Origin of the sequence: Rhizobium sp. SG741, assembly GCF_012275435.1 — a bacterium.
Taxonomy (GTDB): domain Bacteria; phylum Pseudomonadota; class Alphaproteobacteria; order Rhizobiales; family Rhizobiaceae; genus Rhizobium; species Rhizobium lusitanum.
Genome location: NZ_JAAZQP010000007.1, coordinates 253,646 through 274,624, shown reverse-complemented (window position 1 = coordinate 274,624; position 20,979 = coordinate 253,646). Strand labels below are relative to the sequence as shown.

Genomic DNA, 20,979 nt, shown 5'->3' with positions numbered 1-20,979 from the left:
GCGTCAGCTCAACGCCAACCTTCTGCTTGTCTCCCGACCGAACCCGACAACATCAAGCCGGTCCTCATGGACCGAGACGATCGCAAAGGCGTTGCTGTCTTCGGTATCGACCATGCCTTTGAAATTGACGAAATAAGTTCCGCCGACGACGCCGAAATTGCCGGCGTGATTGTGGCCGTTGAGATAGGCGACGACATGATCGTGTTCGGCAAGGAGCGCCAGCATGCGGTCGCTGTCGAGCGCGTTATGCGAATCGTCCGGGAAAATCGGGTAGTGGTTCATGACGATGACTTTCTCGCCCGCCGTCTTCGCTGCCCGCAGTTTGGCCGCTAGCCAGGCATATTGGGTACTGCCGATGGCGGCATTCCAGCGTTGGCCGTTCGACGCCCCCGAAGTCTGCAGTGCCTTCATCCGCGCTTTCGCCTCATCCCGGCGAGGATCGCCCTCCGGCGGCGCGAACACGCTGATCTCGTTGCCGTCGAGCGCGATGAAGCGATAGCCCGCATGGCCGAAATCGTAATAGGCCGACGGCATGCCGACGCGCTGGTGAACTGCCTGCAGATGCTCGGGCGCTACAGCGAAATCGTGATTGCCGAGCAGGAAATGCTTTGGGTGGCGCAAGGTCTCATAGACAGGCAGAATGGCGTCGAAGCTCTTCCATTCGCGGTCGATGATGTCGCCGAGGGTCACGACAAAGGCGAGCTCGTGCCGGTTGAATTCTTCTATCGCCCCGCGAAGTTTGACAAGGCTGTTCGCGGGATAGCGATTGAGGGTCAGGTTGGGCTCCAGATCGGCATATTGCGGATCTGCGACGACACCGAAGCGGAAGAGCGGTGTGGACGACATGCAGCCTCCTTGGGCCGGCAAAGCGGTACGCGGACAACATCATTATTGACGATCGGCGGATAAGAAAACACCCGGCGCCAAGGTGACGCCGGGTGTGAAAGCCAGCCGATACGGCGAAGCTTATTTCGTTGCGGCTTCGTAGCGCTCCAGGACGTAGTCCCAGTTGATCAGGCTGTCGATGAAGGCTTCGAGATACTTCGGGCGCAGGTTGCGGTAGTCGATGTAGTAGGAGTGTTCCCATACGTCGACGCCGAGGATCGGGTTGGCGCCATGAACGAGCGGGTTTTCGCCGTTCGGGGTCTTGGAGATTTCGAGCTTGCCGTTCTTGACGGAAACCCATGCCCAGCCCGAACCGAACTGCGTGGCGCCGGCGGCAGCGAAATCGGCCTTGAACTTGTCGTAGCCGCCGAGATCGGAAGCGAAGGCTGCTTCAAGCTTGCCCGGCAGCTTGTTGCCGCCGCCGCCCTTCTTCATCCACTTCCAGAAATGGATGTGGTTGTAGTGCTGGGCAGCATTGTTGAAGAGGCCGGCATTGGTGCCGAAGGACTTCTTCACGATCTCTTCGAGCGAGAGATCGGAAAGGCCTGCTTCAGCGGCGAGCTTGTTGCCGTTGTCGACATAGGCCTTGTGGTGCTTGTCGTGGTGATACTCGAGGGTCTCGCGCGACATAAACGGCGAAAGCGCTTCGTAATCATAGGGAAGTTCAGGCAATTCGAAAGCCATGGTCATATCTCCTCTTGGCAAAAAATTGCGTCGGCAGGTGATCGGGAACATAGGAGGGGATGCTTGGAAGGGCAACCGGCGACATGCCAAAAAAGTCGCGGGCCGGAGGAAAATTTACCCGCCATCAGTCGGATACCATTTGCGCCGATCAAGCCAGCATGGACGTGGTATCGCCATCTAAATGCAGCAAAGACGGTCTATTCGCGCTTTCAGCCAAGACTGGTCTTATTTAAGCCTTAATCATCTTGTAGTTGCAAAGGATCGTTTTGGGTGGCTTGGCTCTTCGCGGCGTCAGAGTTCTCGACCCGCCGATCTCCTCAACCGTATGGTCTGGATATGGACGGCACAGCTGCCGTCATTTGACCATGCCAGGCCCGGGGAGACAGCATGTTCAATGGTATCGTCAAGAATTTCGACCTGGAAAAGGGCTACGGCTTCATTCAGCCGACCGACGGCAGCGTCGCTATTTTCGTTAACGCGAAAACAGTGGTGAAATCCGGCCTGGAAACACTCAAAAAAGGTCAGAAGCTGATCTTCGAAATCGAGCAGGACGGCATGGGCCGCAGCTCTGTTTCCAAGCTCAGATTGGCATGATTTGAACGGAATGCGGCGCTGACCACGGATGTACTGGCAGCCCGCGATCACTCCGTCGATAATCAGGCCACGATGTTCGGCAAGCGGCATCTCCGCCGTCTTGCCGGACATGCATTTCCCGACAGACGACATTCGCGCCATAGCGCCATGATAACAGGGCCATGCAACAGAGGTGGCCGGAAAGAAGAAGTGTACCGTGCCCATCCACCGTTTCCCCATCGGCCAGATCGTTCGACTCAAGAGCCGGAAAGGTCTTTCCCCGAAAGCGGCGGACATTTACCGGATCACGGCTTTTCTTCCGGCGAGGGACAATTCCCCGCAATACCGGATGCGCAATGACGACGTCGCCCAGGAACGTGTGACGCAGGAAGTCGACATCGAACCGATCGCGGACGCCGAATAGCGCACGCTGCGACGTCAGGCTGCTCTCAGGTTGAAGCCGCGCGGCCACGATCTGCGACATGACACGTGTCGACAACGAGATCGCCAAAGGCTAGCCTCGGCGATTCCCGACAGTGTCGAGTGGCCTCAGCGAGACAAATTCCGTGAAAATAGCCTGCCTGCACACAGCCGACAGCAATATCCCGATCTATGAGGATGCCGCAAGGCAGCTTGGACTTCCGGCAGGCGCCCTTCATCATCATGTCCGCGCCGACCTCCTCTTGACTGCCGAACGGCTGGGAGGACTGACGAGCGATATCGTGATGGAGACGGCTGATGTCCTGCAGTGCCTTGCGCGGGATGCGGATGCTGTCGTCCTCAATTGCTCCACTCTCGGCCCGGCGGCATCGGAAGCCGCCGCAAACGCAGCGGTTCCGATCGTCAGAGCCGATGGCGTGCTTGCGGAAGAGGCCGTCAAAGCGGGTGGCAAGGTGATCGTGCTCTGCACCGTCGAAACGACCATCGGCCCGACCACCGGGCTGTTCGAGTCGGCGGCCGAAGCGACCGGTGCTGCGATCGAGGTTCGATTGATCCCCGGCGCATGGGCGTTGTTTCGGGCGGGCAATCAGCCGGCCTATCTGGCATCCATCGCCAAGGCGGTGGAGGCGGCCCATGGCGAAGGCCCCGTCACGGTGGTTTTCGCGCAGGCCTCCATGACCGACGCCGCGCAATTGCTGCCCGAAAATTCCGCCCAGCCCATGAGTGGTCCGACGACCGCTCTGGCGGCAGCCTTGTCGAAGATCGCTGCCGTCTGAAGCGGCTATTTTTACGCAATTCCGGATGGAAATCCGCTTCGCACCTTTCCTGGAATTGCGTCAGACGTTACGCCCGAAATAGACATTCACCTCGGCGATCCTGTCGCCGGCGAAACGGATCAGTTCGACATTGCGAAAACTGTTCCCGTCCATCTTCTCGGCACGATAGCTGACGATCACGTCGTCGCCGTCGGGCACCAGATGCTCGATGTGAATGTCACGAAACACCTTCTCTTTCGGCCAGCAATGCTCGAAATACCGTTGCCGGTCGATGTGATCGTCGCGCGGGCTGGAAAAGGTGAAATCAGGGGCCAGCATCGGAGCGACGGTATCTGGATGCTGCGCCACATAGGCGGCAAACAGGCGCCGCACCGTATCGCAGCGGACAGTTTCAAGAGAACTCATGATGCGTCTCCTCTCCAAGGCAGGCGACCAACCCCAAATTTGTTGAGTTAGCCGCAAACTGATTGCAAAACGCAATCGGTTATAACATATGCCAACCGAACCGACAAGGCACTTTGCGGCCTTGGCATCGTCACCCGTGTGGTCCAAACTTGACGACGCCCCTCATCTGCAGAAAGCCATCGTCGTGTCCGAGGCCCACAATTACATACTGGAAAAGTTGCGCCGCCTGGCGGCCAAGGACAATCGTCCCGCCGCGATGCCGGTCGGCGCAAACAGCTACTCCACACTCTTCACCTTCGTCACGCGCGAACGCGAGCGCATTGCCGGCTCGGCCTTTTCCCAGCTCTCGATCGTTGCCATCCTCGAGGGCTCCAAGGAGATCCTGAGCATGGGACGGCATCGGCGCTTTGCCGCCGGCACGGTGATCGTGCTGCCCGCCGGCTGGAGCGGCGATGTCGTCAACGATCCCGATCCGCAGAGCGGCATCTATCGGGCGATCTTCATCACCTTTCCCGACCAACTCGCGCGCCGCGCCACCAAAGCCTTCCCGCCCGCCCACGTCGCCTCGCAGATCGATCTGCCGCTGGATTCGCTGCTGGCCGCCGCCGTCCATCACGCCGGCGAAGGCATTGCTACCGGCGGCATGCCGACCGCCCTGATCGAGCATCGCCTCCTGGAAGTGCTCATGGTACTCGGCATGCGCGGCGCGCTGCCGGGCTCGCCGGAAACGACCGCAGATGCTGTACGCGCTCTGGTGCGCTGGCAGCCGGATCGTCCCTGGACCGCCGATCTTATCGCCGCCGAACTCGGCACGAGCAATGCAACACTGCGCCGCCGCCTGTCGCGGGAGGGTGCGTCGCTGCGCGACGTGCTGGCGAGCGAGCGTATTGCCTTGGCCACGACGCTGCTTGTCGAAGACGGACTGTCGCTGCGCGAGGCGGCCCTCGCAACAGGCTATCGTTCCCCTCGCCGCTTCGCGGGTCGCCTGCGCAGCGCGTGAGCGTTTTTGGCCGCATATTGAGCGTTTGCGTGCGCCAATGCTCAGGGTGGATTTGCTACACCCTGCCCTCGAAAGCTCGCATGGAACGAAACGCGAAAGGGCAACATCATGAAAAGCAGTCTCACCCTCATCACCGCCATTGTCGCCGCGGCGGCCGCCACGCCGGCCCTATCGGCCGATCTCAAGGTGACGATCGAAAAGAGTAACGGCCGGATGATGTTGCCGGAGAATGCCTCCTGCATTTCGACACCGAACGACAAATCGGCGCCCGGTCCGAACAAGAGCCTTCCCCTGTCATGGGCGAAGGGACCGAAAGGCACGCGCTCCTATGCCGTGACCATGGTGGATCCGGATGTGCCGACCGACTTCTCGCTGTTCAACAAGGACGACAAGGCCATCCCGAAAGACTTCAAGCGGATGGAGTTCGTCCATTGGGTCCTTGCCGATATTCCCGCCTCCCGCACGAGGCTTGCCGAAGGCGCCGATGGCGGTGGCCCCTCGGCGAGCGGCCTGCCGCTCGAGCACACGGACCACGGGCGGCGCGGCCAGAACGGCGCCGGCGGCGGCAACTTGAAGGATGGGCCGCATGGGGGGTATATGGGCGCATGCCCGCCCTGGAACGACGAGCGCGTGCACAGCTATCATGTCACCGTCTACGCGCTGGATGTCGACCGACTGAACCTTCCCGACCTGTTCACCCGCGCCGACCTGCTCGCCGCCGCGAAGGGTCATATCCTTGCGTCAGGCAGCCGGGAATTGTTTTACACAATGAATGCGAAGGCCAGGAAATGACCGAGACGAGATGGGAAGCAGCCGCCCCGGCTGAGCCGGAAACCGCTCATTGGATGCGGAACCTGATCATCTGCCTCGTCGGCTCCTTCACGACCATCGTGGCGATGACGCTACTGCTTCCCTTCCTGCCGATCTATGTCGAGGAGCTCGGCGTTACCGACAAGGCGGCGATCGTGCAATGGTCCGGGATCGCCTATGGCGCCACGTTCTTCGCCGCCGCCTTCGTCGCGCCGCTCTGGGGGAGGCTCGGCGACATCTACGGCCGCAAGCTGATGCTGGTGCGCGCCAGCCTCGGCATGACGGTCGCGATCTCGCTGATGGGCATGGCGGGCAATGTCTGGCAGTTGGTAGCGTTACGCCTGTTCACCGGCCTTGCCGGCGGCTACGCCTCCGGCTCCATGGTGCTGGTGGCGACGCAGACGCCGAAGCATCGCTCGGCCTGGGCGCTGGGCACGCTGTCCGCCGGCATCATGGCAGGCAACCTCGTGGGACCGCTGATCGGCGGCGCGTTGCCGCCGCTGATCGGCATCCGCGGTACGTTCCTGCTCGCCGGCGGCGTCATCTTCTTCACCTTCCTGGCGACGACCTTCCTCATCAAGGAGGAGAAATCGGCGGCGCGGAAGAAGGCGGCAAAAGCCAGCGGCGGCTGGGCCTCCATCCCCGACAAACGCCCCGTCATCGCCATGCTGTCGATCGGCCTGCTGCTGATGCTGGCCAACATGTCGATCGAGCCGATCATAACAATCTATGTCGCGCAGTTCGTGGCCGATACGAATGTGACAATGGTATCCGGCGTTGTCATGGCCGCGGCGGCCCTGGGCAGCATCCTGTCAGCCTCATGGCTCGGCAAGCTCGCTGACCGCATCGGCCATTGGACCGTGATCATGGCAGCCCTGGCGGTCGCAGCATTGCTGCTGATCCCGCAGGCTTTCGTGACCTCGGCCTGGCAATTGATCGCGCTGCGTTTCCTGATGGGCGTGGCGCTGGGTGGGCTCCTGCCCTGCATCACCGCCGTTATCCGCCACAATGTGCCGGATGCAGCCACCGGCAGCATCCTCGGCCTCTCCATCTCCTCACAATACGTCGGTCAGGTGGTAGGTCCCGTCATGGGCGGTTTCGTCGGCGGCCATATCGGCATGCGCGCCGTGTTCCTCGGAACCTGCGTGCTGCTGGCGATCGGGGCAATTTACTGCTGGTGGGTCAGCCCTAGGAAAGAGACCGAGTAATCCCGTCAGCGAAAATCATTCGCCGTCAGGATATAGAGGCGCCGCCGGGCATAGCCATAGGCTTTCGTTGCGACCTTCTGGATCGCGTCGCGACCGGCATCGAAGGCGGCGAGATAGCCGGCCTCGGTGCTGGCACCCGGGAAGACATCCGCCTCGACGAGAAACGGAACCTCGAACATGCCGTCATGGCCCGTGAAACGGATGCGCCGTGCCGAGGCATCGTAACTGCGGCTGCGGTTGGGAAAGCTCAGGCTCATCGTCGACTACCTCTTAATAATATGGACCCGTCCGCCTTCATGGGCCGACGGCTTCGATCGCTTCCGATATCACCAGGTCAATCCGAACAGCGTCGAATAGATGATGAATGCAATCGCCAACACGACACAGAGCTGAAGAAAAACCCTGTAATAGTCGAAGAGATAGACAGACGCAGGAAGAGAAATTTTCATGGCGGCCTCCTTAGTGGTTATGCCGACCAAGTTCACTTTACCACAATAGCAATCGCTGCGGGATTAATTCTCAATATTTCTTATGTCGTAATTTATTCTTTTGCGCCCTGGCGCCTATGTTTGTTCCGATCCGAAAGCGCATCGACTATTGCTGACGAATGATCCGGCGGAAAGCGGCCTCCGCCGAACTCTGCGCTTCACCGAGGCTTAGTGCTTCGCCGTCGCCCTCATTCTTCGCTGGTGCGGCGTCCGTGTGCCCAATGCATGTAGAGCTCCAGAGCCTTGCGGGCGACTGGCCCCTGCTGGAATTCGCGGTCGTCCAGGCGATTGACGGAAACGACCTTGGAATAGTTGCCCGTCGTGAAGATCTCATCGGCGTCCGTGAACTGTTCGACAGACAGGGTCTCCTCGCGCACGTCGAAACCCTCCTGGCGCAGCAGGCCGATGACGCGGGCGCGGGTGATGCCGGCAAGGAAGGTGCGGTTGGCGACTGGTGTATAGATAACGCCGTGCTTGACCATGAACACGTTGGATGAGGCAGTCTCGGCGACATTGCCGTTCATGTCGCGCACGAGCGCGTTGTCGAAGCCGCGCTTCCTCGCTTCCAGGATCATGCGGCCGCTGTTCGGATAGAGCGAGCCCGCCTTGGCGTCGGTCATCGCCGTTTCCGGCGACGGACGACGGAAGGGCGAGACAGTCAGCGTGATACCACCAGTGCCGCCGAGCGGCGCCTCGAACAGGCAGAGTGCGAAACGGGTCGATTCCGCATCGACGGCGACGACGCTGCCTGCGGAGCCATGCTCGCCCCAATACATCGGCTTGATGTAGAGCGGCGTCTTGCCATCGAATTTCCTGATGCCTTCCCAGGCAAGCGCCTCGATTTCCTCTGATGTCTTGATCGGCTTCAGCCCCATGGCCACAGCCGAGCGGTTGATGCGCTGGCAGTGAAGATCGAGATCGGGGGCGATGCCGTCGAACCAGCGCGCGCCATCGAACACGGTCGAGGCAAGCCACATGGCATGCGAGGTCGGCCCGATCAGCGGCGGATTGCCGGTGAGCCATTCTCCTTCGACATGGGTCCATGTGGTGGTGCGGGGCGATGTATCGACGGCCATGGTGGTTTCCTCTCTAACGTGGCGAAAAGCAAATAACCGCACAATCCCAGGGTCAAGCAGAAACTGCGCGACAAAATCCATTTGCAACAAAGCGCCTGATACCGCATTCATAGCGCAATTTTCATGCGCCGAAACAACAGCTTGACGAATAGGTTCATCAGGAAAAATGATGGCCTGCAAAGACCGTTAGGAAAAGCGAGAAGTCCGATGAAAGCGATGTATTACGAGGCCTTCGAGGTGATGCCCGAGATCCGCACCCTGGCCGACCCGACGCCGGGCGAGGATGGCGTTGTCATCGCGGTCGGCGCGAGCGGGCTCTGCCGCAGCGACTGGCATGGCTGGATGGGCCATGACCCAGATATCAGGCTCCCTCACGTGCCGGGGCATGAGCTTGCGGGAAAGGTCGTGGCGACCGGTCGCGGCGTCGTCCGTTTCAAGGTCGGCGATCGCGTCACCGTTCCCTTCGTATCAGGCTGCGGCCATTGCGCCGAATGCCATTCCGGCAACCAGCAGGTCTGCCCCAACCAGTTCCAGCCCGGCTTCACCCATTGGGGTTCCTTTGCCGAATATGTCGCGATCGACTATGCCGACACGAACCTCGTTCACCTGCCCGAGACGATAGATGATGCGACGGCGGCGAGCCTCGGCTGCCGTTTCGCCACCTCGTTCCGCGCCGTCGCCGATCAGGCGAAAACCCGCCCCGGCGAGTGGATCGCCGTGCATGGCTGCGGCGGCGTCGGTCTCTCCGCGATCATGATCGCCAGCGCGCTCGGAGCGAATGCCATCGCCATCGACATTTCGGACGAGAAGCTGGCTTTCGCCCGTGAGTGCGGTGCTGTCGCGACGATCAACGCGGCAAGCGTCGCCGATGTCGCGGAAGCGGTGCGCGATATCACCAAGGGCGGAGCGCATGTGTCCATCGATGCGCTTGGCCACCCCGCAACCTGCTTCAACTCCATCAAGAACCTGCGCCGGCGCGGCCGGCATGTGCAGGTCGGCCTGATGCTCGGCGAGCATGCGACGCCGCAGATCCCCATGGCGCAAGTCATCGGCCATGAGCTGGAAATCTACGGCAGCCACGGCATGCAGGCCTGGCGCTACGATGCCATGCTCGACATGCTGGCGGCCGGCAAGATTGCGCCGCAAAAGCTGATCGGCCGCAGGATCAGTCTGGAGGAGGCCGTTCCGGCGTTGACGACGCTGGACAAGGCCGAGGGCACGGGGATCAGCGTCATCACGCAATTTTGAATCTCACTCCGAGCGCAATACGGCCCGCCGTCAACCTTTCAGAGTGGTCGAAACCATGGGCAAAAAAGCATTTTTGAAAAAATGTCATGGAACTCAGGTAGATTGATCTGCCCCGCGCCCTTGCGCAAATGCGATTTCGTGTCCAGATAGCAGGCCATGCCCGATAGCGAGCCTTATAGTTCTTGTCCCAGGAAAGCCGACCCGCTTGGTCTATGCGATCCGGATAGCGACGGCTGTACCAGCCGCGCTTTGGGATTGGCGCGCGGCATATCATCCGAAAAACTGAAGGAAAGAATTGGCAGGCCTATCATGGCCGGCGCCAAGCTTAGGAATTAATGATCTTCGACTGGCTATCCGACCCATCCGCCTGGATCGGGCTTGCTACCCTGATCGTTCTCGAGATTGTTCTCGGCATCGACAATCTCGTTTTCATCGCCATCCTTGCAGACAAGCTGCCGCCGCACCAGCGCGATGCCGCGCGCATGATCGGACTGGCGCTGGCTCTCATCATACGCTTGGCGCTGCTCGCCTCCATCGCCTGGGTGGTGACGCTGACGGCACCTCTGATCTCCGTCTGGGGCTTCGGCCTGTCCGGTCGCGACATCATCCTGATCGTCGGCGGCCTGTTCCTGCTGTTCAAGGGCACGATGGAACTGCACGAGCGGCTGGAAGGGCAAGAGGCCGAGGGGGAAAAGAAGGTCGTTCATGCCGTCTTCTGGCAGGTGATCGTCCAGATCGTCGTACTCGACGCCATCTTCTCGCTCGACAGTGTCATCACCGCAGTTGGTATGGTGCAAGAGCTCTCGGTGATGATGGTTGCCGTGATCATTGCCGTCGGCGTCATGCTGTTCCTGTCGAGGCCGCTGATGGCCTTCGTCTCGAAACATCCGACCGTCGTCATCCTCTGCCTTGGCTTCCTGATGATGATCGGCTTTTCGCTTGTTGTCGAAGGCTTCGGCTTCCATGTGCCGAAGGGATATCTCTATGCGGCAATCGGCTTCTCGATCGTCATCGAGGCCCTGAACCAGCTCGCCCGGCGCAACAAGGAACGGCTGATCACGCCGACCAACATTCGCAACCGCACCGCCGACGCCGTTCTTGGCCTGCTCGGCGCACAACGGCCGCAGGGCGCGCTCGGCGAAACGAGCGAGCGGACAGCCGAAAAGCTGGTGACCGAGGAAGTGTTCTCGACGGAGGAAAAGGACATGATCCACGGCGTGCTGACGCTCGCGGATCGCTCGGCCCGCTCGATCATGACACCGCGCACGGATATCGTCTGCCTCGACCTCGACAAGTCGCGCGAGGAGCAGCAACGCCGCGTCATCGAGATCGGCCATTCGCGCTTTCCGGTCATCCGCGGCAGCTTCGACAATTTCGTCGGCATCGCCAGCGCGCGCGACGTCATGCGCGATCTGCTGCAGGACGGCGAGATCGATATTAAGCGCTCCATCCGTCAGCCGCTTGCCGTGCATGAAAGCATCAATGTGCTGAAGTTGATGGAGCGGCTGCGCCAGTCCAACCAGGCGATGGCGCTGGTTCTCGACGAATATGGCGAAATCGAAGGACTGGTGACGACCACCGACCTCTTCGAAGCGATCGCCGGCGAATTCCCCGATGAGGACAATGAGCCGCTGACCATCGACAAGGGCGAGGACGGATCGTTGACCGTCGACGGCTGGATCGACATTCGCCATCTGTCGAAGCTTGTCGGCACCGACCTTATCGACGAGGCGGATCGCTATTCGACGCTTGCCGGCTTCATTCTATGGGGCCTTGGCCATTTGCCGCATGAGGGCGAACGCTTCAACTCTGGCCGACTCGCCTTCGAAGTGGTCAAACTCAATGGCCGAAATATCGACAAGGTCCGGATTCAACCGATGGAATATGCAATCTAGGTAGAGGATACGCTCATGGCATGGTCTGCTGGCCAATATGTGAAATTCGAGGATGAACGCACGCGTCCGGCGCGCGATCTTCTGGCGCAGGTGCCGCTGGAGCGCATCGAACGAGCGATCGATCTCGGCTGCGGCCCCGCCAATTCGACAGAATTGATCGTCGAGCGCTATGGCGCCGCCGGTGTCTCCGGTCTCGACAGCGATGAGAATATGCTGGAAGCGGCGCGCAAGCGCATGCCCGGCACGACTTTCGTCAAGGCCGATCTTGCCACATGGCGCCCCGAAGAGCCCGTCGACCTGCTCTTTGCCAACGCTGTCTTTCAGTGGCTGCCCGATCATCTTGAGATTTTCGATCACCTGATGGATGGGCTGAAGCGCGGCGGCGCACTGGCTATCCAGATGCCCGATAATCTGACCGAGCCCAACCATCTGATGATGGAGGAAACCGCGAAGAACGGCCCCTGGAGCGACGCTTTCGCGAAAAAAAGCGTGCGCCGCAATCCTCTTCCCACACCCTCGGCCTACTATAACAGGCTGATCGGCAAGTCGGCACGCGTCGATATCTGGCACACCAACTATAATCACGCGCTGGAGAATGCTGCTGCCATCGTCGAATGGGTCAAAGGCACGGGCCTGCGTCCCTATCTCGATCACGCTGGCGCCGAGCATCGGGACGCTTTCGCGGCCGAGTATCTGAAACGCATCGAAAAGGCCTATCCGCCGCTCGTGGACGGCAAGGTGCTGCTGCGCTTCCCGCGGCTCTTCCTGGTCGCCGTGAAGAAGTAGGCGACTGCCCATCCCAAAAGTCGGGCTGACAGCGGTCTGTCGATCCCATCGACAACCGGCGTTGGCCCGCGCTAGAACACGAGCAGCCAAAGCTGAAACAGCAATAGCTCCGAGGAGATAGTCGATGTCGTCCAGAAGCCCCTTGTATGGCCGCCAGAAGGAGATGCGCTCATGACCAGCCCCGACGTTGCACCGGCCCCGCCGCTGACATTCGTAATCTTCGGCGCGACCGGCGATCTTACCCGGCGCCTTCTTATTCCGACACTGATCAACATGACCCACAACGGGCTTGTGGGCGAAGATCTGCATGTTCTCGGCATCGGTATCGAACCCGGCAACGTCGAAATGCTGCTGGAGCGCCTGGATGCATTCTTGAAAACATCAGGCGACATCGAGGATCAGGAGCGAAAAGCGGCGTGGCAAAGCCTGCGCAAGCGCATCAGCTACATCTCCGGCGACTTCACCCAGAATGCTGTCTACAAGAGTATCGCGGATTATCTTTCGCATGCGCCGAGCGCCAATGCGGCTTTCTATTTCGCCGTGCCGCCGAGTTTCTTCGGTGATATCGCCGAAAAGCTTTCGGAAAACGGCCTAACCGACGAAACGACCGGCGCATTCCGGCGCATCGCGATCGAAAAGCCTTTCGGCCACGATCTTGCCTCGGCCCAGGCGCTGAATGCGCGACTCCTCAATCATGCCGAAGAAAGCCAAATCTATCGCATCGACCACTTCCTCGGCAAGGAAACCGTCCAGAACATCATGACGACGCGTTTTGCGAACATGATGATCGAGGCGCTTTGGAACAACAATTACATTGATCACGTCCAGATCACGGCAGCAGAACTGGTGGATGTCGGCCTTCGAGGCAAGTTTTACGATGCGACCGGCGCCTTGCGCGACATGGTGCCGAACCATCTCTTCCAGCTCCTGGCGATGGTGGCCATGGAGCCGCCAAACAGCTTCGACGCAGAATCGATCCGCAACGAAAAAGCTAAAGTTCTGAAAGCTCTGCGCCATTATTCGCGTGAGGAAGCAACCCAGAACGGTGTGCGCGGCGCCTATACGGCCGGCCCTCTCGCCGGCAGGGATCTGCCCGCCTATACTGAGACCGCCGATATTGCGCCTGACAGCGATACGGAAACCTTCGTGGCACTGAAGCTCCTGGTCGACACTTGGCGCTGGGCCGGCGTGCCCTTTTACCTGCGCACCGGCAAGGCGATGAAGACGCGCGATACTGAGGTGGTCATTAGCTTTCGGCAGGTGCCTTTCGCACAATTCCCCCGCCACGATTCGCGCCCTCAGCTGCCGCCGAACAGGCTCATCATCCAGGTGCAGCCCGATGAGGGGCTGGACATGGAAATCTCGATCAAATCGCCGGGGCTTGTGCTGAAAACCGCGCCGATTTCGCTCGATTTCCGTTATGCCGACCGTTTCGACATCGGCAAGCAGACGGGCTATGAAAGCCTGTTCTACGAGCTTTTCGTCGGCGACCAGACCCTGTTCCAGCGCGCCGACGGCATCGAGGCCGGCTGGGCAGCCGTGCAGCCGTTCCTCGATCTCTGGGCCGAGGGCGGCAAGCCCGATCCTTACGCGCCCGGCAGCATGGGCCCGGCCTGCGCCGACGAACTCATCGGACGCGATGGCCGCACCTGGCATCAGCCGGGCGATAAACCGGGCAGAAAGACGGTTTGAATGTGCACGGGCCGGTATCGATAGATGCCGGCCCGGCCGATCTACGTTTTATTCGGCCAGCCCGTATAAAATCCGCTCCGCGCGATGTGCTTCCAGCACCGCGGCAAAGAAGCGGTCTTGTTCCGGGTCGTCTGCAAGTGCGTTGATCGTGAAGCCGGCTTCATGGCGCGTAGCCTGGCCGCCCATATGGCCGCCACGCTCGATCCAGAGGCTCGGATAGTCCTGGCTCTGCCGGCACGAATTGGAAGAGCTGACCGCATAGAGATATTGTCTGCCATAGGCCTGCATCATTGCGGGAACGGTGTGCGTCTCGTTCTTGTCACGGCCTTGTCCGTCGGCGCAGGCGGAATGAAAGACCAACTCGACACGCCCCTCATATTCCCGCCAAACCTCCGGATAACTCCAATCGCGGCAAATGAGGAAGCCGCAGGCAACGCCGTCAATGTCGAGAACGAGCTGTCGACGGCCCAGTTCGAAAGCGCGCAAATCATTGGCCGAACAACAACGCTTGTCGTAGCGACCGACAATATTGCCATCACGATCGAGGGCATAGACGGAGTTGAATTTCCGGCCGGTGGCCTCGTCATTGTGCACACAGCCGGTCACGACCCAAACACGATGCGCACGCGCGGCCGATCGGACCTTTTCCAGCGCCGCTTGAAGGGCCGCCCAGTCGAAGCCGGTCCAATCAGGCCAATTGGCAGAGCCATACCCGGACAGGGCACATTCCGGGAAATGGGCGACATCCGCGCCGGCCTCAGCCGCCGCTTCTATCAGCGACAGAATCTGCGTCGTATTCGCTGCAATGTCATGGCCGACAGGGATCTGGCACGTCGCCACGCGTAGTCGCTCCGGCGCCCCGACAGCCGACGGCCGTTTGTGCCAAGTGTAGGCGCCATCCCATTTCGCCATGCCAATACTCCCCTGCCTCCGACTCGATCAGGCAAGCAGTTTAGCAGAATCCGAAACGGCGGCGGAAAGCACATGCTTGCCACAGCGCTAGCTTTCGTATCCAATCTGGACGGTGAGCTCGCTACCCATGAAGGGGCGATCGGCCGGACCGCCCTGACCATGTCCCACGCTCCATTGCGCCGGCCAGACCATATGCTCGAGGCCGGTTGCGGAGGCTCCGTGGAATGAATTCCATCGGTGATCCCCGTGCATGCGATAGAGCATGCCGCCCGGTCCCATGCCGGCATGCAAGGCGATGTCGATATCGAAAGGCTGGCCGGGGATCAGATCGGGTCCGAACCAATAATGAGGGCTGCGGCCGGGCTTGCGGCCGAGAATCAGGGTCAAGGTCTGATGCGGGCCGCGCAGGCCGAGCCAAAGCGGCGCGATGATTTGAGGATCGAAGGCGGAGAAGAGCGTTTGCGCCGGTGCATGCGCCCCATCTGCCATGAACCCCGTAATCCGCAGTTCGACGACATGGTTCGGCCCTTTGGAGCCGCCGAAGCCTGCCGCATGCGATCCCGGCGACAGATTCTGCCAATTCTCGGCCGGCTTGAAAGGCCATTGCAGTTTCTCGCGAACCACGCCATCGGTGTCCAGCACCTGATAGCGAAACCCGTCCGCATCCAGCGCGGCCTGGATGCTATGCAGATATTCCACCTCCTCCGGCATCCGATGCGCAGTACCTGCCCCTGCCGTGCAGAGTTGCAGGACGCCACGATGAACCTGAACGTCGAAGGCGAGCATATGGCTGCAGACATAGGCAAGCACATCGGCTTCCACGAGAATATCCCAGAATCGCCCGGCATATTCGGGACCGATTTCGCGTTGGTAGGCACCGGAAAAGCCGTTGACCGGGAAGACCGGATGATGGCCGAGGACGATCTTGTGCCTGATATCGGCATGCTTCCTCAGCGTCGCCTCCAGCCATTCCGTCTCGACATGCCCCTCGCCGCCAAGACCTGTCCATAGCGTATGGACGAAAACAAGCAGAAGATCGCCGCGGCGGACCCAATAGGACAGTCCCTCCTGCCCCGGCGGCCCGTTTTCCGGCAGCTGAAGCACCTCGCGGAACACCCGCTCGCTCATCTCGTCATAGGTCGTGTGGTTGCCGGTGGTGTGCCAGAGCGGCGTCGCCTGCCGGTCGAGCCATGCCATTTCATGATCGAGCCAATGCCGCCATTGCGCCCGCAGCGCTTCCGGATCGGCCGTCAGCCCGATGATCTCGTCACCCGGAAACAGAATGAATTCCGGCGGCGGATCGAGCCGGCGCAAGACGGCGTTGACGGCAGCGAAGGTCCCTTCATGCAGGGCACCCGGAACGCCGGAGCAGGAATCGCCGTATAGCACGAAACGATGCCCCGGCCCTCTCGGCAAAAGGGAGGGAATAGCGCTGACGGACATGAGGCGACCTCCCCAAAAGCCACGGCCCTCGCCTCACAAGGGATGGCGAAGGCCGGAAGACATGAAGATTGGACTGGCGCTCGCTGGCGGCGCCTGCAAAAATCGACGCGCGCCGGTGGCGGCCGGCCTCTCCGAGCTTTCCGGAAAGGCCTTACACCTATCTCAGAGGAACTGATGCAGGCCAGGAACGGAGTTGACGACCTGGTCGACCACTTCGTCGCCGGCATGCTGGCGGGCGGTTGCGATCGTTTCCTTGGCGAGCGAGGTGATCTCGCCCATGCTGAGGCCGCTGCTCATCAATTGCTGGCCGAGCGCCATGAGGCCGCCACCGCCGCCAACGGCGCTAAGGAGGCCGCCGAGCAGGCCGCCGCCCGATGTTTCCTCGCCATTGTATTGCGCAACGAGATCAGACGCGCCTGGGATCGATTCGATCATCTTGGTGACGGGGCCATCCGGAGCCTCGCGTTGCAGAAAGCCAAGGATCATGCCAACGGCCTTCTCTGCGAGATCAGGAGCAATGCCGGCTTTGGTCGCGATCTGATCAATAACTTCGTTCACTTTGGCCTCCTGCCTTTTTACGACGTTAACGTCAACGTAACTGAACGGGCCAACCGACACAAGCCGCGCCGGACCTCGTTATACTACCAGAAACATAACCGTGACGCGAATGGTTGTCCCCGTTCAAGTCAGTTCTTATAACAGTGTCAGGACAAATCGATGAACGGTTCTGGCAACCTTTAAGCGTTGCTGTGCCGCCGCCCAAAGGGAGACGACACCATGCCGCAGCAGGATGGACAGATTTTCGTCGGCGCCAGCCGCAATCCGGACGAAAGCATCAACAAGGACGAATTCCTGACGCTGAAATTCGGCAACCGCCACGGCCTCGTCACCGGTGCGACAGGCACCGGCAAGACGGTGACGCTGCAGGTGCTGGCGGAAGGATTTTCCAAGGCCGGCGTGCCTGTGTTTTGCGCTGACATCAAGGGCGACCTCTCCGGCATCGCCGTCAAGGGCGAGGCCAAGGACTTCCTGCTGAAGCGAGCCGAGGAAATCGGCCTGTCCCCTTATGAATTCGATCAGTTCCCGGTCATTTTCTGGGACATCTACGGCGAAAAGGGCCACCGCGTGCGCACGACCATCGCCGAGATGGGGCCACTGCTGCTCGCGCGCCTGATGGACGCTTCGGAGGCGCAGGAGGGCGTGCTCAACATCGCCTTCAAGATCGCCGATGAAAACGGTCTGGCGCTGCTCGATCTCAAGGACTTCCAGGCGCTGCTGAATTATATGGGCGAAAACGCCAGCGAGCTTTCCAGCAAATACGGCCTGATCTCGAAATCGTCGGTCGGCTCGCTCCAGCGATCGCTTCTGGTGCTGGAGCAGCAGGGTGCTGAAAACTTCTTCGGCGAACCGGCGCTGAAAATTTCCGACATCATGCGCGTCAGCAACGACGGCTACGGACAGGTCTCGGTGCTGGCCGCCGACAAGCTGATGATGAACCCCCGCCTTTATGCCACCTTCCTGCTCTGGCTGCTCTCGGAACTCTTCGAGGAGCTGCCTGAGGTCGGCGATCCGGAAAAGCCGAAGCTCGTCTTCTTCTTCGATGAGGCGCATCTGCTCTTCAACGACGCGCCGAAGGTCCTCATCGAGCGTGTCGAGCAGGTTGTGCGCCTGATCCGCTCCAAGGGCGTCGGCGTCTATTTCGTGACGCAGAATCCGCTCGATGTGCCAGAAACGGTGCTGGCGCAGCTCGGCAATCGTGTGCAGCATGCGCTGCGTGCCTATTCGCCGCGCGAGCAGAAAGCCGTGCAGACCGCAGCCTCGACATTCCGGCCCAATCCCGCCTTCGACTGCACTGAAGTCATCACCACACTCGGCACCGGCGAAGCGCTCGTTTCGATGCTCGAGGGCAAGGGCGCGCCGTCGATCGTCGAGCGCACGCTGATCCGCCCGCCGTCAGGCCGTATCGGTCCCGTCAGCGATGCGGAACGTCGGGCCGTCATCAACGCCAGCCCGGTCGCAGGCTTGTACGACCAGACGATCGATCGCGAATCCGCCTATGAAATCCTGACCGAACGCGCGCGCAAGGCAGCCGCGCCGCAGAGCGATAATGCTGGTGATGGCTGGACACTCCCCGGCTTTGGCGGAGACAGCAACAAGACATCAAGCCGCGGCCGCTCCGGCTATCAGCGCGAGACGATCATGGAAGCGGCCTTGAAGAGCGTGGCGCGCACAGTCGCCACGCAGGTCGGCCGCGCGCTGGTCCGGGGGATTCTGGGAAGCTTGAAGCGGTAGAAGGGTACCCTCCCCTTGAGGAGGTCGCGGCAAAGCCGCGGGTGGGGGTGACATGCCGCAAACTTGGAGATCACCCCACCCAGGCCCTTTGGGCCGACCCTCCCCCTCAAGGGGAGGGTAGAGATCACCGTATCGGCGCGACCAGGGAGAAAAACGCTCCCTGCGGGTCGGTGGCTTGGACGATCCAGCTACCGCCGGGAACCTCCATCGGGCCGTTGACGATCGCGCCGCCGCCCTCGCTGATACGCGTGATCGCCGCATCGATCGCCGGCACGTTGATGTAGAAATTCCAGGCCGGCACCGGCATTTCCGCGGGCTTGGTCATGATGCCGCCGAAGTCCCGATCGCCGATCTTGAAGATCTTGTACGTGCCCATCGGGCCCATATCGAAGTCGGAACTCGATTCCCAGCCGAACATCTCGCAATAGAAATCGAAGGCCTTCTGGCCGTCGCCGGCATAGAGTTCATGCCAGCCGATATAGCCGGCAGCAGCGGGCTCCGACGGACCCCAATCCTGCCCGGGTAGTGGCGTGAAGATGCAGAAGGCGGCTCCATAGGGATCGGCCACCACAGCAAACCGGCCGATGCCCGGAATATCCGTCGGCTCGCGATAGACCTTGCCGCCCTTCGCGACGATGGTCTTGGCTGCCTCGTCGACGTTAGGCACGCCGATATAGCCGGTCCAGCAGGGGGGCGTCCCCATGGCCTTCGCCTCTTCAGGCAGCACCATCAATCCGGCGACGGGACCCGCACCGGCGCTGAACAGCGTGTAGGCCATGCCGACATCCGGCATGCCGGCGTCCTCTGCGTCCCAGCCGACAACCTTCCGATAGAAAGCCTCTGCCGCTGCCATGTCGGTGGTCATCAACTCGTACCAGACAAAATAACCCTTCTCAGCCATCGAATCTCTCCCTATTCGTTTGTGGCATTCGTCCAGCTCAATTTGAGCCGGTTGTCAGCGCGAGCCATCATCGCCGATGAAAGTGACGGCCGAACGATAATCGATCAATCGACCTGTTTGTTTCGCTGCAAGCAAGCGCTAGGTCTTACCTAAATACAAAACACAACATTTCGACCCCTGCTCCCACGGAATCATCAAATATCACAGTCCTGTAGCGTCTCAATGGCAGGAATGCGCCTTGGCGGTATCCTCATATTCATCATGACGACGAACGAAATTCATCGTGCTGCTTTCGTTGCGCCCCTTGGGTGCGCGATCAAGAATCATCAGCGTGCCGATCAACTCTTCGGGGCCGCGGGCATAGCTTGAATAGGTGTGGAAAATATTACCAACCTCGTCCTTGTAGAAAGCGCTGAGACCAGGCAGCTCGTCATTGCCTTCAGCCGAATCCATGGGCGTGAAATTGTAGAAGACCGTCTCGCCGGCAAGCTGCTCCTTCGAGAAGGAGACATGATAATCGAAGTTGAAGTCGTTGGCGAAGGACGATACCCAGGGGAAGTTCCAGCCCATCCGTTTTTTGTAGGCCTCCACCTTGTCGATCGGGGCACGGGAAACGACGACCAATGTGACGTCATGATGGTTGAGATGCACAAGCGTTCCATCGAGATGATCCGCGAGGAAAGAGCAGCCAGGGCATCCAGCCTCCCAATCCGGACCGAGCATGAAGTGATAGACGATCAACTGGCTGCGGCCATCGAAGAGATCGGCAAGCGATTTCCTGCCGGTCGGCGTATCGAAAACATAGTCTTTCTCTACCTTCACCCAGGGCAAAGCCATGCGCTCCGCATTGACGCGATCGCGCAAATGCGTTGCCTCCTTCTCGCTGGCAAGCAATTGACGGCGGGCCTCCAGCCATACGTCTCGGGAAACGACCTGGTTCATTGTTCCGCGCCCTCCTCCGGCGTTTTCCAGTTCCAAATCTTGACAAATATATTGATATCAATATTAATGAATCATGTCAAACGCGATCGAAATTCCCTTTGAAACTACCCTGTTGGTGCGTGACACCTGCCTTTGCCTGCATGTCCAGCGTGCGGCGCGAGCTCTGGCGCGACGTTTCGACGAGGCGCTGAGGCCGCTCGGGCTCACCAACGGGCAGTTTTCCCTGATGATGTCCTTGAACAGGCCGGAGCCCGCGCCCATGGGTCCTGTCGCGACACTGCTTGCAATAGATCAGACGACGTTGACGGCAGCCTTAAAGCCGCTGGAGCGGCGCGGATGGGTGAATATCGTGCCCAATCCCAGGGATCGCCGCGCCCGCCTGCTCACCCTCACACCATCAGGCAAGGCGATGCTCGCCGCCGCCGTGCCGATCTGGAAGGCAACGCATGCGGCCTTGGAAGAGCGTCTGCCCGATGGTAATGGCGACCGGTTGCGGAGTGACCTGGCGGCATTGCTCTGAGC

The 20,979-nt window shown here is 60.5% G+C and carries 23 protein-coding genes; 12 read left to right on the top strand and 11 right to left on the bottom strand.

All coding sequences use genetic code 11. The features are described from left to right. Nucleotides 1-3 precede the first annotated feature (3 nt). Together FHT29_RS19775 and FHT29_RS19770 are read right to left on the bottom strand one after the other, a co-directional pair. The gene (locus FHT29_RS19775; RefSeq protein WP_047559681.1) at nucleotides 4-846 is read right to left on the bottom strand and encodes a metallophosphoesterase; all 843 of its coding nucleotides are present in this window, start codon (nucleotides 844-846) and stop codon (nucleotides 4-6) included. Nucleotides 847-966: 120 nt separating this feature from the next. Continuing rightward, complete coding sequence (locus FHT29_RS19770; RefSeq protein ID WP_034508020.1) at nucleotides 967-1,569, bottom strand: superoxide dismutase; 603 nt, start codon at nucleotides 1,567-1,569, stop codon at nucleotides 967-969. A 387-nt stretch (nucleotides 1,570-1,956) separates the two neighbouring features. Between FHT29_RS19770 and FHT29_RS19765 the strand changes: the two genes are divergently transcribed. From FHT29_RS19765 to FHT29_RS19755, 3 genes are all read left to right on the top strand, one after another. Next, the gene (locus FHT29_RS19765; protein WP_037193682.1) at nucleotides 1,957-2,163 is read left to right on the top strand and encodes a cold shock domain-containing protein; all 207 of its coding nucleotides are present in this window, start codon (nucleotides 1,957-1,959) and stop codon (nucleotides 2,161-2,163) included. A gap of 196 nt (nucleotides 2,164-2,359) precedes the next feature. Further along, nucleotides 2,360-2,566: a hypothetical protein gene (locus FHT29_RS19760; protein ID WP_037193680.1), complete on the top strand. Its 207-nt coding sequence runs from the start codon at nucleotides 2,360-2,362 to the stop codon at nucleotides 2,564-2,566. 142 nt (nucleotides 2,567-2,708) lie between these two features. Then, nucleotides 2,709-3,359: an aspartate/glutamate racemase family protein gene (locus tag FHT29_RS19755; RefSeq protein WP_047559793.1), complete on the top strand. Its 651-nt coding sequence runs from the start codon at nucleotides 2,709-2,711 to the stop codon at nucleotides 3,357-3,359. Nucleotides 3,360-3,419: 60 nt separating this feature from the next. On the opposite strand, the gene FHT29_RS19750 is transcribed toward FHT29_RS19755, so the two are convergent. Then, entirely contained in the window at nucleotides 3,420-3,764 is a 345-nt protein-coding gene (locus FHT29_RS19750) for a nuclear transport factor 2 family protein (protein WP_047559678.1), read from the bottom strand. 184 nt (nucleotides 3,765-3,948) lie between these two features. On the opposite strand from FHT29_RS19750, the gene FHT29_RS19745 reads away from it, so the two are divergent. From FHT29_RS19745 to FHT29_RS19735, 3 genes are all read left to right on the top strand, one after another. After that, complete coding sequence (locus tag FHT29_RS19745; RefSeq protein ID WP_037194364.1) at nucleotides 3,949-4,764, top strand: helix-turn-helix domain-containing protein; 816 nt, start codon at nucleotides 3,949-3,951, stop codon at nucleotides 4,762-4,764. 108 nt (nucleotides 4,765-4,872) lie between these two features. Continuing rightward, entirely contained in the window at nucleotides 4,873-5,556 is a 684-nt protein-coding gene (locus tag FHT29_RS19740; protein ID WP_047559674.1) for a YbhB/YbcL family Raf kinase inhibitor-like protein, read from the top strand. Beyond that, the gene (locus FHT29_RS19735) at nucleotides 5,553-6,782 is read left to right on the top strand and encodes an MFS transporter (RefSeq protein ID WP_047559671.1); all 1,230 of its coding nucleotides are present in this window, start codon (nucleotides 5,553-5,555) and stop codon (nucleotides 6,780-6,782) included. Before FHT29_RS19740 ends, FHT29_RS19735 begins: the two co-directional genes overlap by 4 nt. A 5-nt stretch (nucleotides 6,783-6,787) precedes the next feature. Here FHT29_RS19735 and FHT29_RS19730 read toward each other — a convergent pair whose 3' ends face one another. From FHT29_RS19730 to FHT29_RS19725, 3 genes are all read right to left on the bottom strand, one after another. Further along, entirely contained in the window at nucleotides 6,788-7,039 is a 252-nt protein-coding gene (locus FHT29_RS19730) for a DUF1488 domain-containing protein (RefSeq protein WP_037193671.1), read from the bottom strand. Between the two features lie 69 nt (nucleotides 7,040-7,108). Next, nucleotides 7,109-7,231, bottom strand: a complete 123-nt coding sequence (locus FHT29_RS34965; protein ID WP_271024474.1) for a hypothetical protein — start codon at nucleotides 7,229-7,231, stop codon at nucleotides 7,109-7,111. Nucleotides 7,232-7,458: 227 nt separating this feature from the next. Continuing rightward, nucleotides 7,459-8,346 (bottom strand): branched-chain amino acid aminotransferase, encoded by an 888-nt coding sequence (locus FHT29_RS19725; protein ID WP_047559667.1) that lies wholly within the window; start codon nucleotides 8,344-8,346, stop codon nucleotides 7,459-7,461. Nucleotides 8,347-8,553: 207 nt separating this feature from the next. Between FHT29_RS19725 and FHT29_RS19720 the strand changes: the two genes are divergently transcribed. From FHT29_RS19720 to zwf, 4 genes are all read left to right on the top strand, one after another. Then, nucleotides 8,554-9,594 (top strand): zinc-dependent alcohol dehydrogenase family protein, encoded by a 1,041-nt coding sequence (locus FHT29_RS19720; RefSeq protein WP_047559664.1) that lies wholly within the window; start codon nucleotides 8,554-8,556, stop codon nucleotides 9,592-9,594. A gap of 335 nt (nucleotides 9,595-9,929) precedes the next feature. Continuing rightward, nucleotides 9,930-11,489, top strand: coding sequence for a TerC family protein (locus FHT29_RS19715; RefSeq protein WP_168600062.1), 1,560 nt, complete (start codon nucleotides 9,930-9,932; stop codon nucleotides 11,487-11,489). A 15-nt stretch (nucleotides 11,490-11,504) separates the two neighbouring features. Then, nucleotides 11,505-12,275 carry a trans-aconitate 2-methyltransferase gene (tam, locus tag FHT29_RS19710; RefSeq protein ID WP_168600061.1) on the top strand — a complete coding sequence of 257 codons (771 nt, stop codon included), beginning with the start codon at nucleotides 11,505-11,507 and terminating at the stop codon, nucleotides 12,273-12,275. Nucleotides 12,276-12,446: 171 nt separating this feature from the next. Further along, on the top strand, nucleotides 12,447-13,967 hold the full coding sequence (gene zwf, locus FHT29_RS19705; RefSeq protein ID WP_168600060.1) for a glucose-6-phosphate dehydrogenase: 1,521 nt from the start codon (nucleotides 12,447-12,449) through the stop codon (nucleotides 13,965-13,967). Between the two features lie 48 nt (nucleotides 13,968-14,015). On the opposite strand, the gene FHT29_RS19700 is transcribed toward zwf, so the two are convergent. The 3 genes from FHT29_RS19700 to FHT29_RS19690 all read right to left on the bottom strand — a co-directional run bounded on the left by FHT29_RS19700 (nucleotide 14,016) and on the right by FHT29_RS19690 (nucleotide 16,880). Then, nucleotides 14,016-14,879, bottom strand: a complete 864-nt coding sequence (locus FHT29_RS19700; RefSeq protein WP_051963342.1) for a carbon-nitrogen hydrolase family protein — start codon at nucleotides 14,877-14,879, stop codon at nucleotides 14,016-14,018. A gap of 87 nt (nucleotides 14,880-14,966) precedes the next feature. After that, entirely contained in the window at nucleotides 14,967-16,322 is a 1,356-nt protein-coding gene (locus tag FHT29_RS19695; RefSeq protein WP_168600059.1) for a metallophosphoesterase, read from the bottom strand. Nucleotides 16,323-16,484: 162 nt separating this feature from the next. After that, a complete protein-coding gene (locus FHT29_RS19690) occupies nucleotides 16,485-16,880 on the bottom strand; it encodes a hypothetical protein (RefSeq protein ID WP_037193654.1) in 396 nt (131 codons plus the stop codon). A 219-nt stretch (nucleotides 16,881-17,099) separates the two neighbouring features. On the opposite strand from FHT29_RS19690, the gene FHT29_RS19685 reads away from it, so the two are divergent. Next, nucleotides 17,100-18,614 (top strand): helicase HerA-like C-terminal domain-containing protein, encoded by a 1,515-nt coding sequence (locus FHT29_RS19685; RefSeq protein WP_168597085.1) that lies wholly within the window; start codon nucleotides 17,100-17,102, stop codon nucleotides 18,612-18,614. Between the two features lie 124 nt (nucleotides 18,615-18,738). On the opposite strand, the gene FHT29_RS19680 is transcribed toward FHT29_RS19685, so the two are convergent. Then, entirely contained in the window at nucleotides 18,739-19,515 is a 777-nt protein-coding gene (locus FHT29_RS19680; RefSeq protein ID WP_037193650.1) for a VOC family protein, read from the bottom strand. A 219-nt stretch (nucleotides 19,516-19,734) separates the two neighbouring features. Then, a complete protein-coding gene (locus tag FHT29_RS19675) occupies nucleotides 19,735-20,457 on the bottom strand; it encodes a thioredoxin family protein (RefSeq protein WP_168597084.1) in 723 nt (240 codons plus the stop codon). A 73-nt stretch (nucleotides 20,458-20,530) separates the two neighbouring features. On the opposite strand from FHT29_RS19675, the gene FHT29_RS19670 reads away from it, so the two are divergent. After that, entirely contained in the window at nucleotides 20,531-20,977 is a 447-nt protein-coding gene (locus tag FHT29_RS19670; RefSeq protein ID WP_168600058.1) for a MarR family transcriptional regulator, read from the top strand. Nucleotides 20,978-20,979 lie beyond the last annotated feature (2 nt).

Bases quoted from the DNA above. Each gene is read 5' to 3' on its own strand.
- FHT29_RS19775 (WP_047559681.1), bottom strand. From the start codon at position 846: ATGTCGTCCACACCGCTCTTCCGCTTCGGTGTCGTCGCAGATCCGCAA.
- FHT29_RS19770 (WP_034508020.1), bottom strand. From the start codon at position 1,569: ATGGCTTTCGAATTGCCTGAACTTCCCTATGATTACGAAGCGCTTTCG.
- FHT29_RS19765 (WP_037193682.1), top strand. From the start codon at position 1,957: ATGTTCAATGGTATCGTCAAGAATTTCGACCTGGAAAAGGGCTACGGC.
- FHT29_RS19750 (WP_047559678.1), bottom strand. From the start codon at position 3,764: ATGAGTTCTCTTGAAACTGTCCGCTGCGATACGGTGCGGCGCCTGTTT.
- FHT29_RS19740 (WP_047559674.1), top strand. From the start codon at position 4,873: ATGAAAAGCAGTCTCACCCTCATCACCGCCATTGTCGCCGCGGCGGCC.
- FHT29_RS19735 (WP_047559671.1), top strand. From the start codon at position 5,553: ATGACCGAGACGAGATGGGAAGCAGCCGCCCCGGCTGAGCCGGAAACC.
- FHT29_RS19730 (WP_037193671.1), bottom strand. From the start codon at position 7,039: ATGAGCCTGAGCTTTCCCAACCGCAGCCGCAGTTACGATGCCTCGGCA.
- FHT29_RS34965 (WP_271024474.1), bottom strand. From the start codon at position 7,231: ATGAAAATTTCTCTTCCTGCGTCTGTCTATCTCTTCGACTATTACAGG.
- FHT29_RS19725 (WP_047559667.1), bottom strand. From the start codon at position 8,346: ATGGCCGTCGATACATCGCCCCGCACCACCACATGGACCCATGTCGAA.
- FHT29_RS19720 (WP_047559664.1), top strand. From the start codon at position 8,554: ATGAAAGCGATGTATTACGAGGCCTTCGAGGTGATGCCCGAGATCCGC.
- FHT29_RS19715 (WP_168600062.1), top strand. From the start codon at position 9,930: ATGATCTTCGACTGGCTATCCGACCCATCCGCCTGGATCGGGCTTGCT.
- tam (WP_168600061.1), top strand. From the start codon at position 11,505: ATGGCATGGTCTGCTGGCCAATATGTGAAATTCGAGGATGAACGCACG.
- zwf (WP_168600060.1), top strand. From the start codon at position 12,447: ATGACCAGCCCCGACGTTGCACCGGCCCCGCCGCTGACATTCGTAATC.
- FHT29_RS19700 (WP_051963342.1), bottom strand. From the start codon at position 14,879: ATGGCGAAATGGGATGGCGCCTACACTTGGCACAAACGGCCGTCGGCT.
- FHT29_RS19695 (WP_168600059.1), bottom strand. From the start codon at position 16,322: ATGTCCGTCAGCGCTATTCCCTCCCTTTTGCCGAGAGGGCCGGGGCAT.
- FHT29_RS19685 (WP_168597085.1), top strand. From the start codon at position 17,100: ATGCCGCAGCAGGATGGACAGATTTTCGTCGGCGCCAGCCGCAATCCG.
- FHT29_RS19680 (WP_037193650.1), bottom strand. From the start codon at position 19,515: ATGGCTGAGAAGGGTTATTTTGTCTGGTACGAGTTGATGACCACCGAC.
- FHT29_RS19675 (WP_168597084.1), bottom strand. From the start codon at position 20,457: ATGAACCAGGTCGTTTCCCGAGACGTATGGCTGGAGGCCCGCCGTCAA.
- FHT29_RS19670 (WP_168600058.1), top strand. From the start codon at position 20,531: ATGTCAAACGCGATCGAAATTCCCTTTGAAACTACCCTGTTGGTGCGT.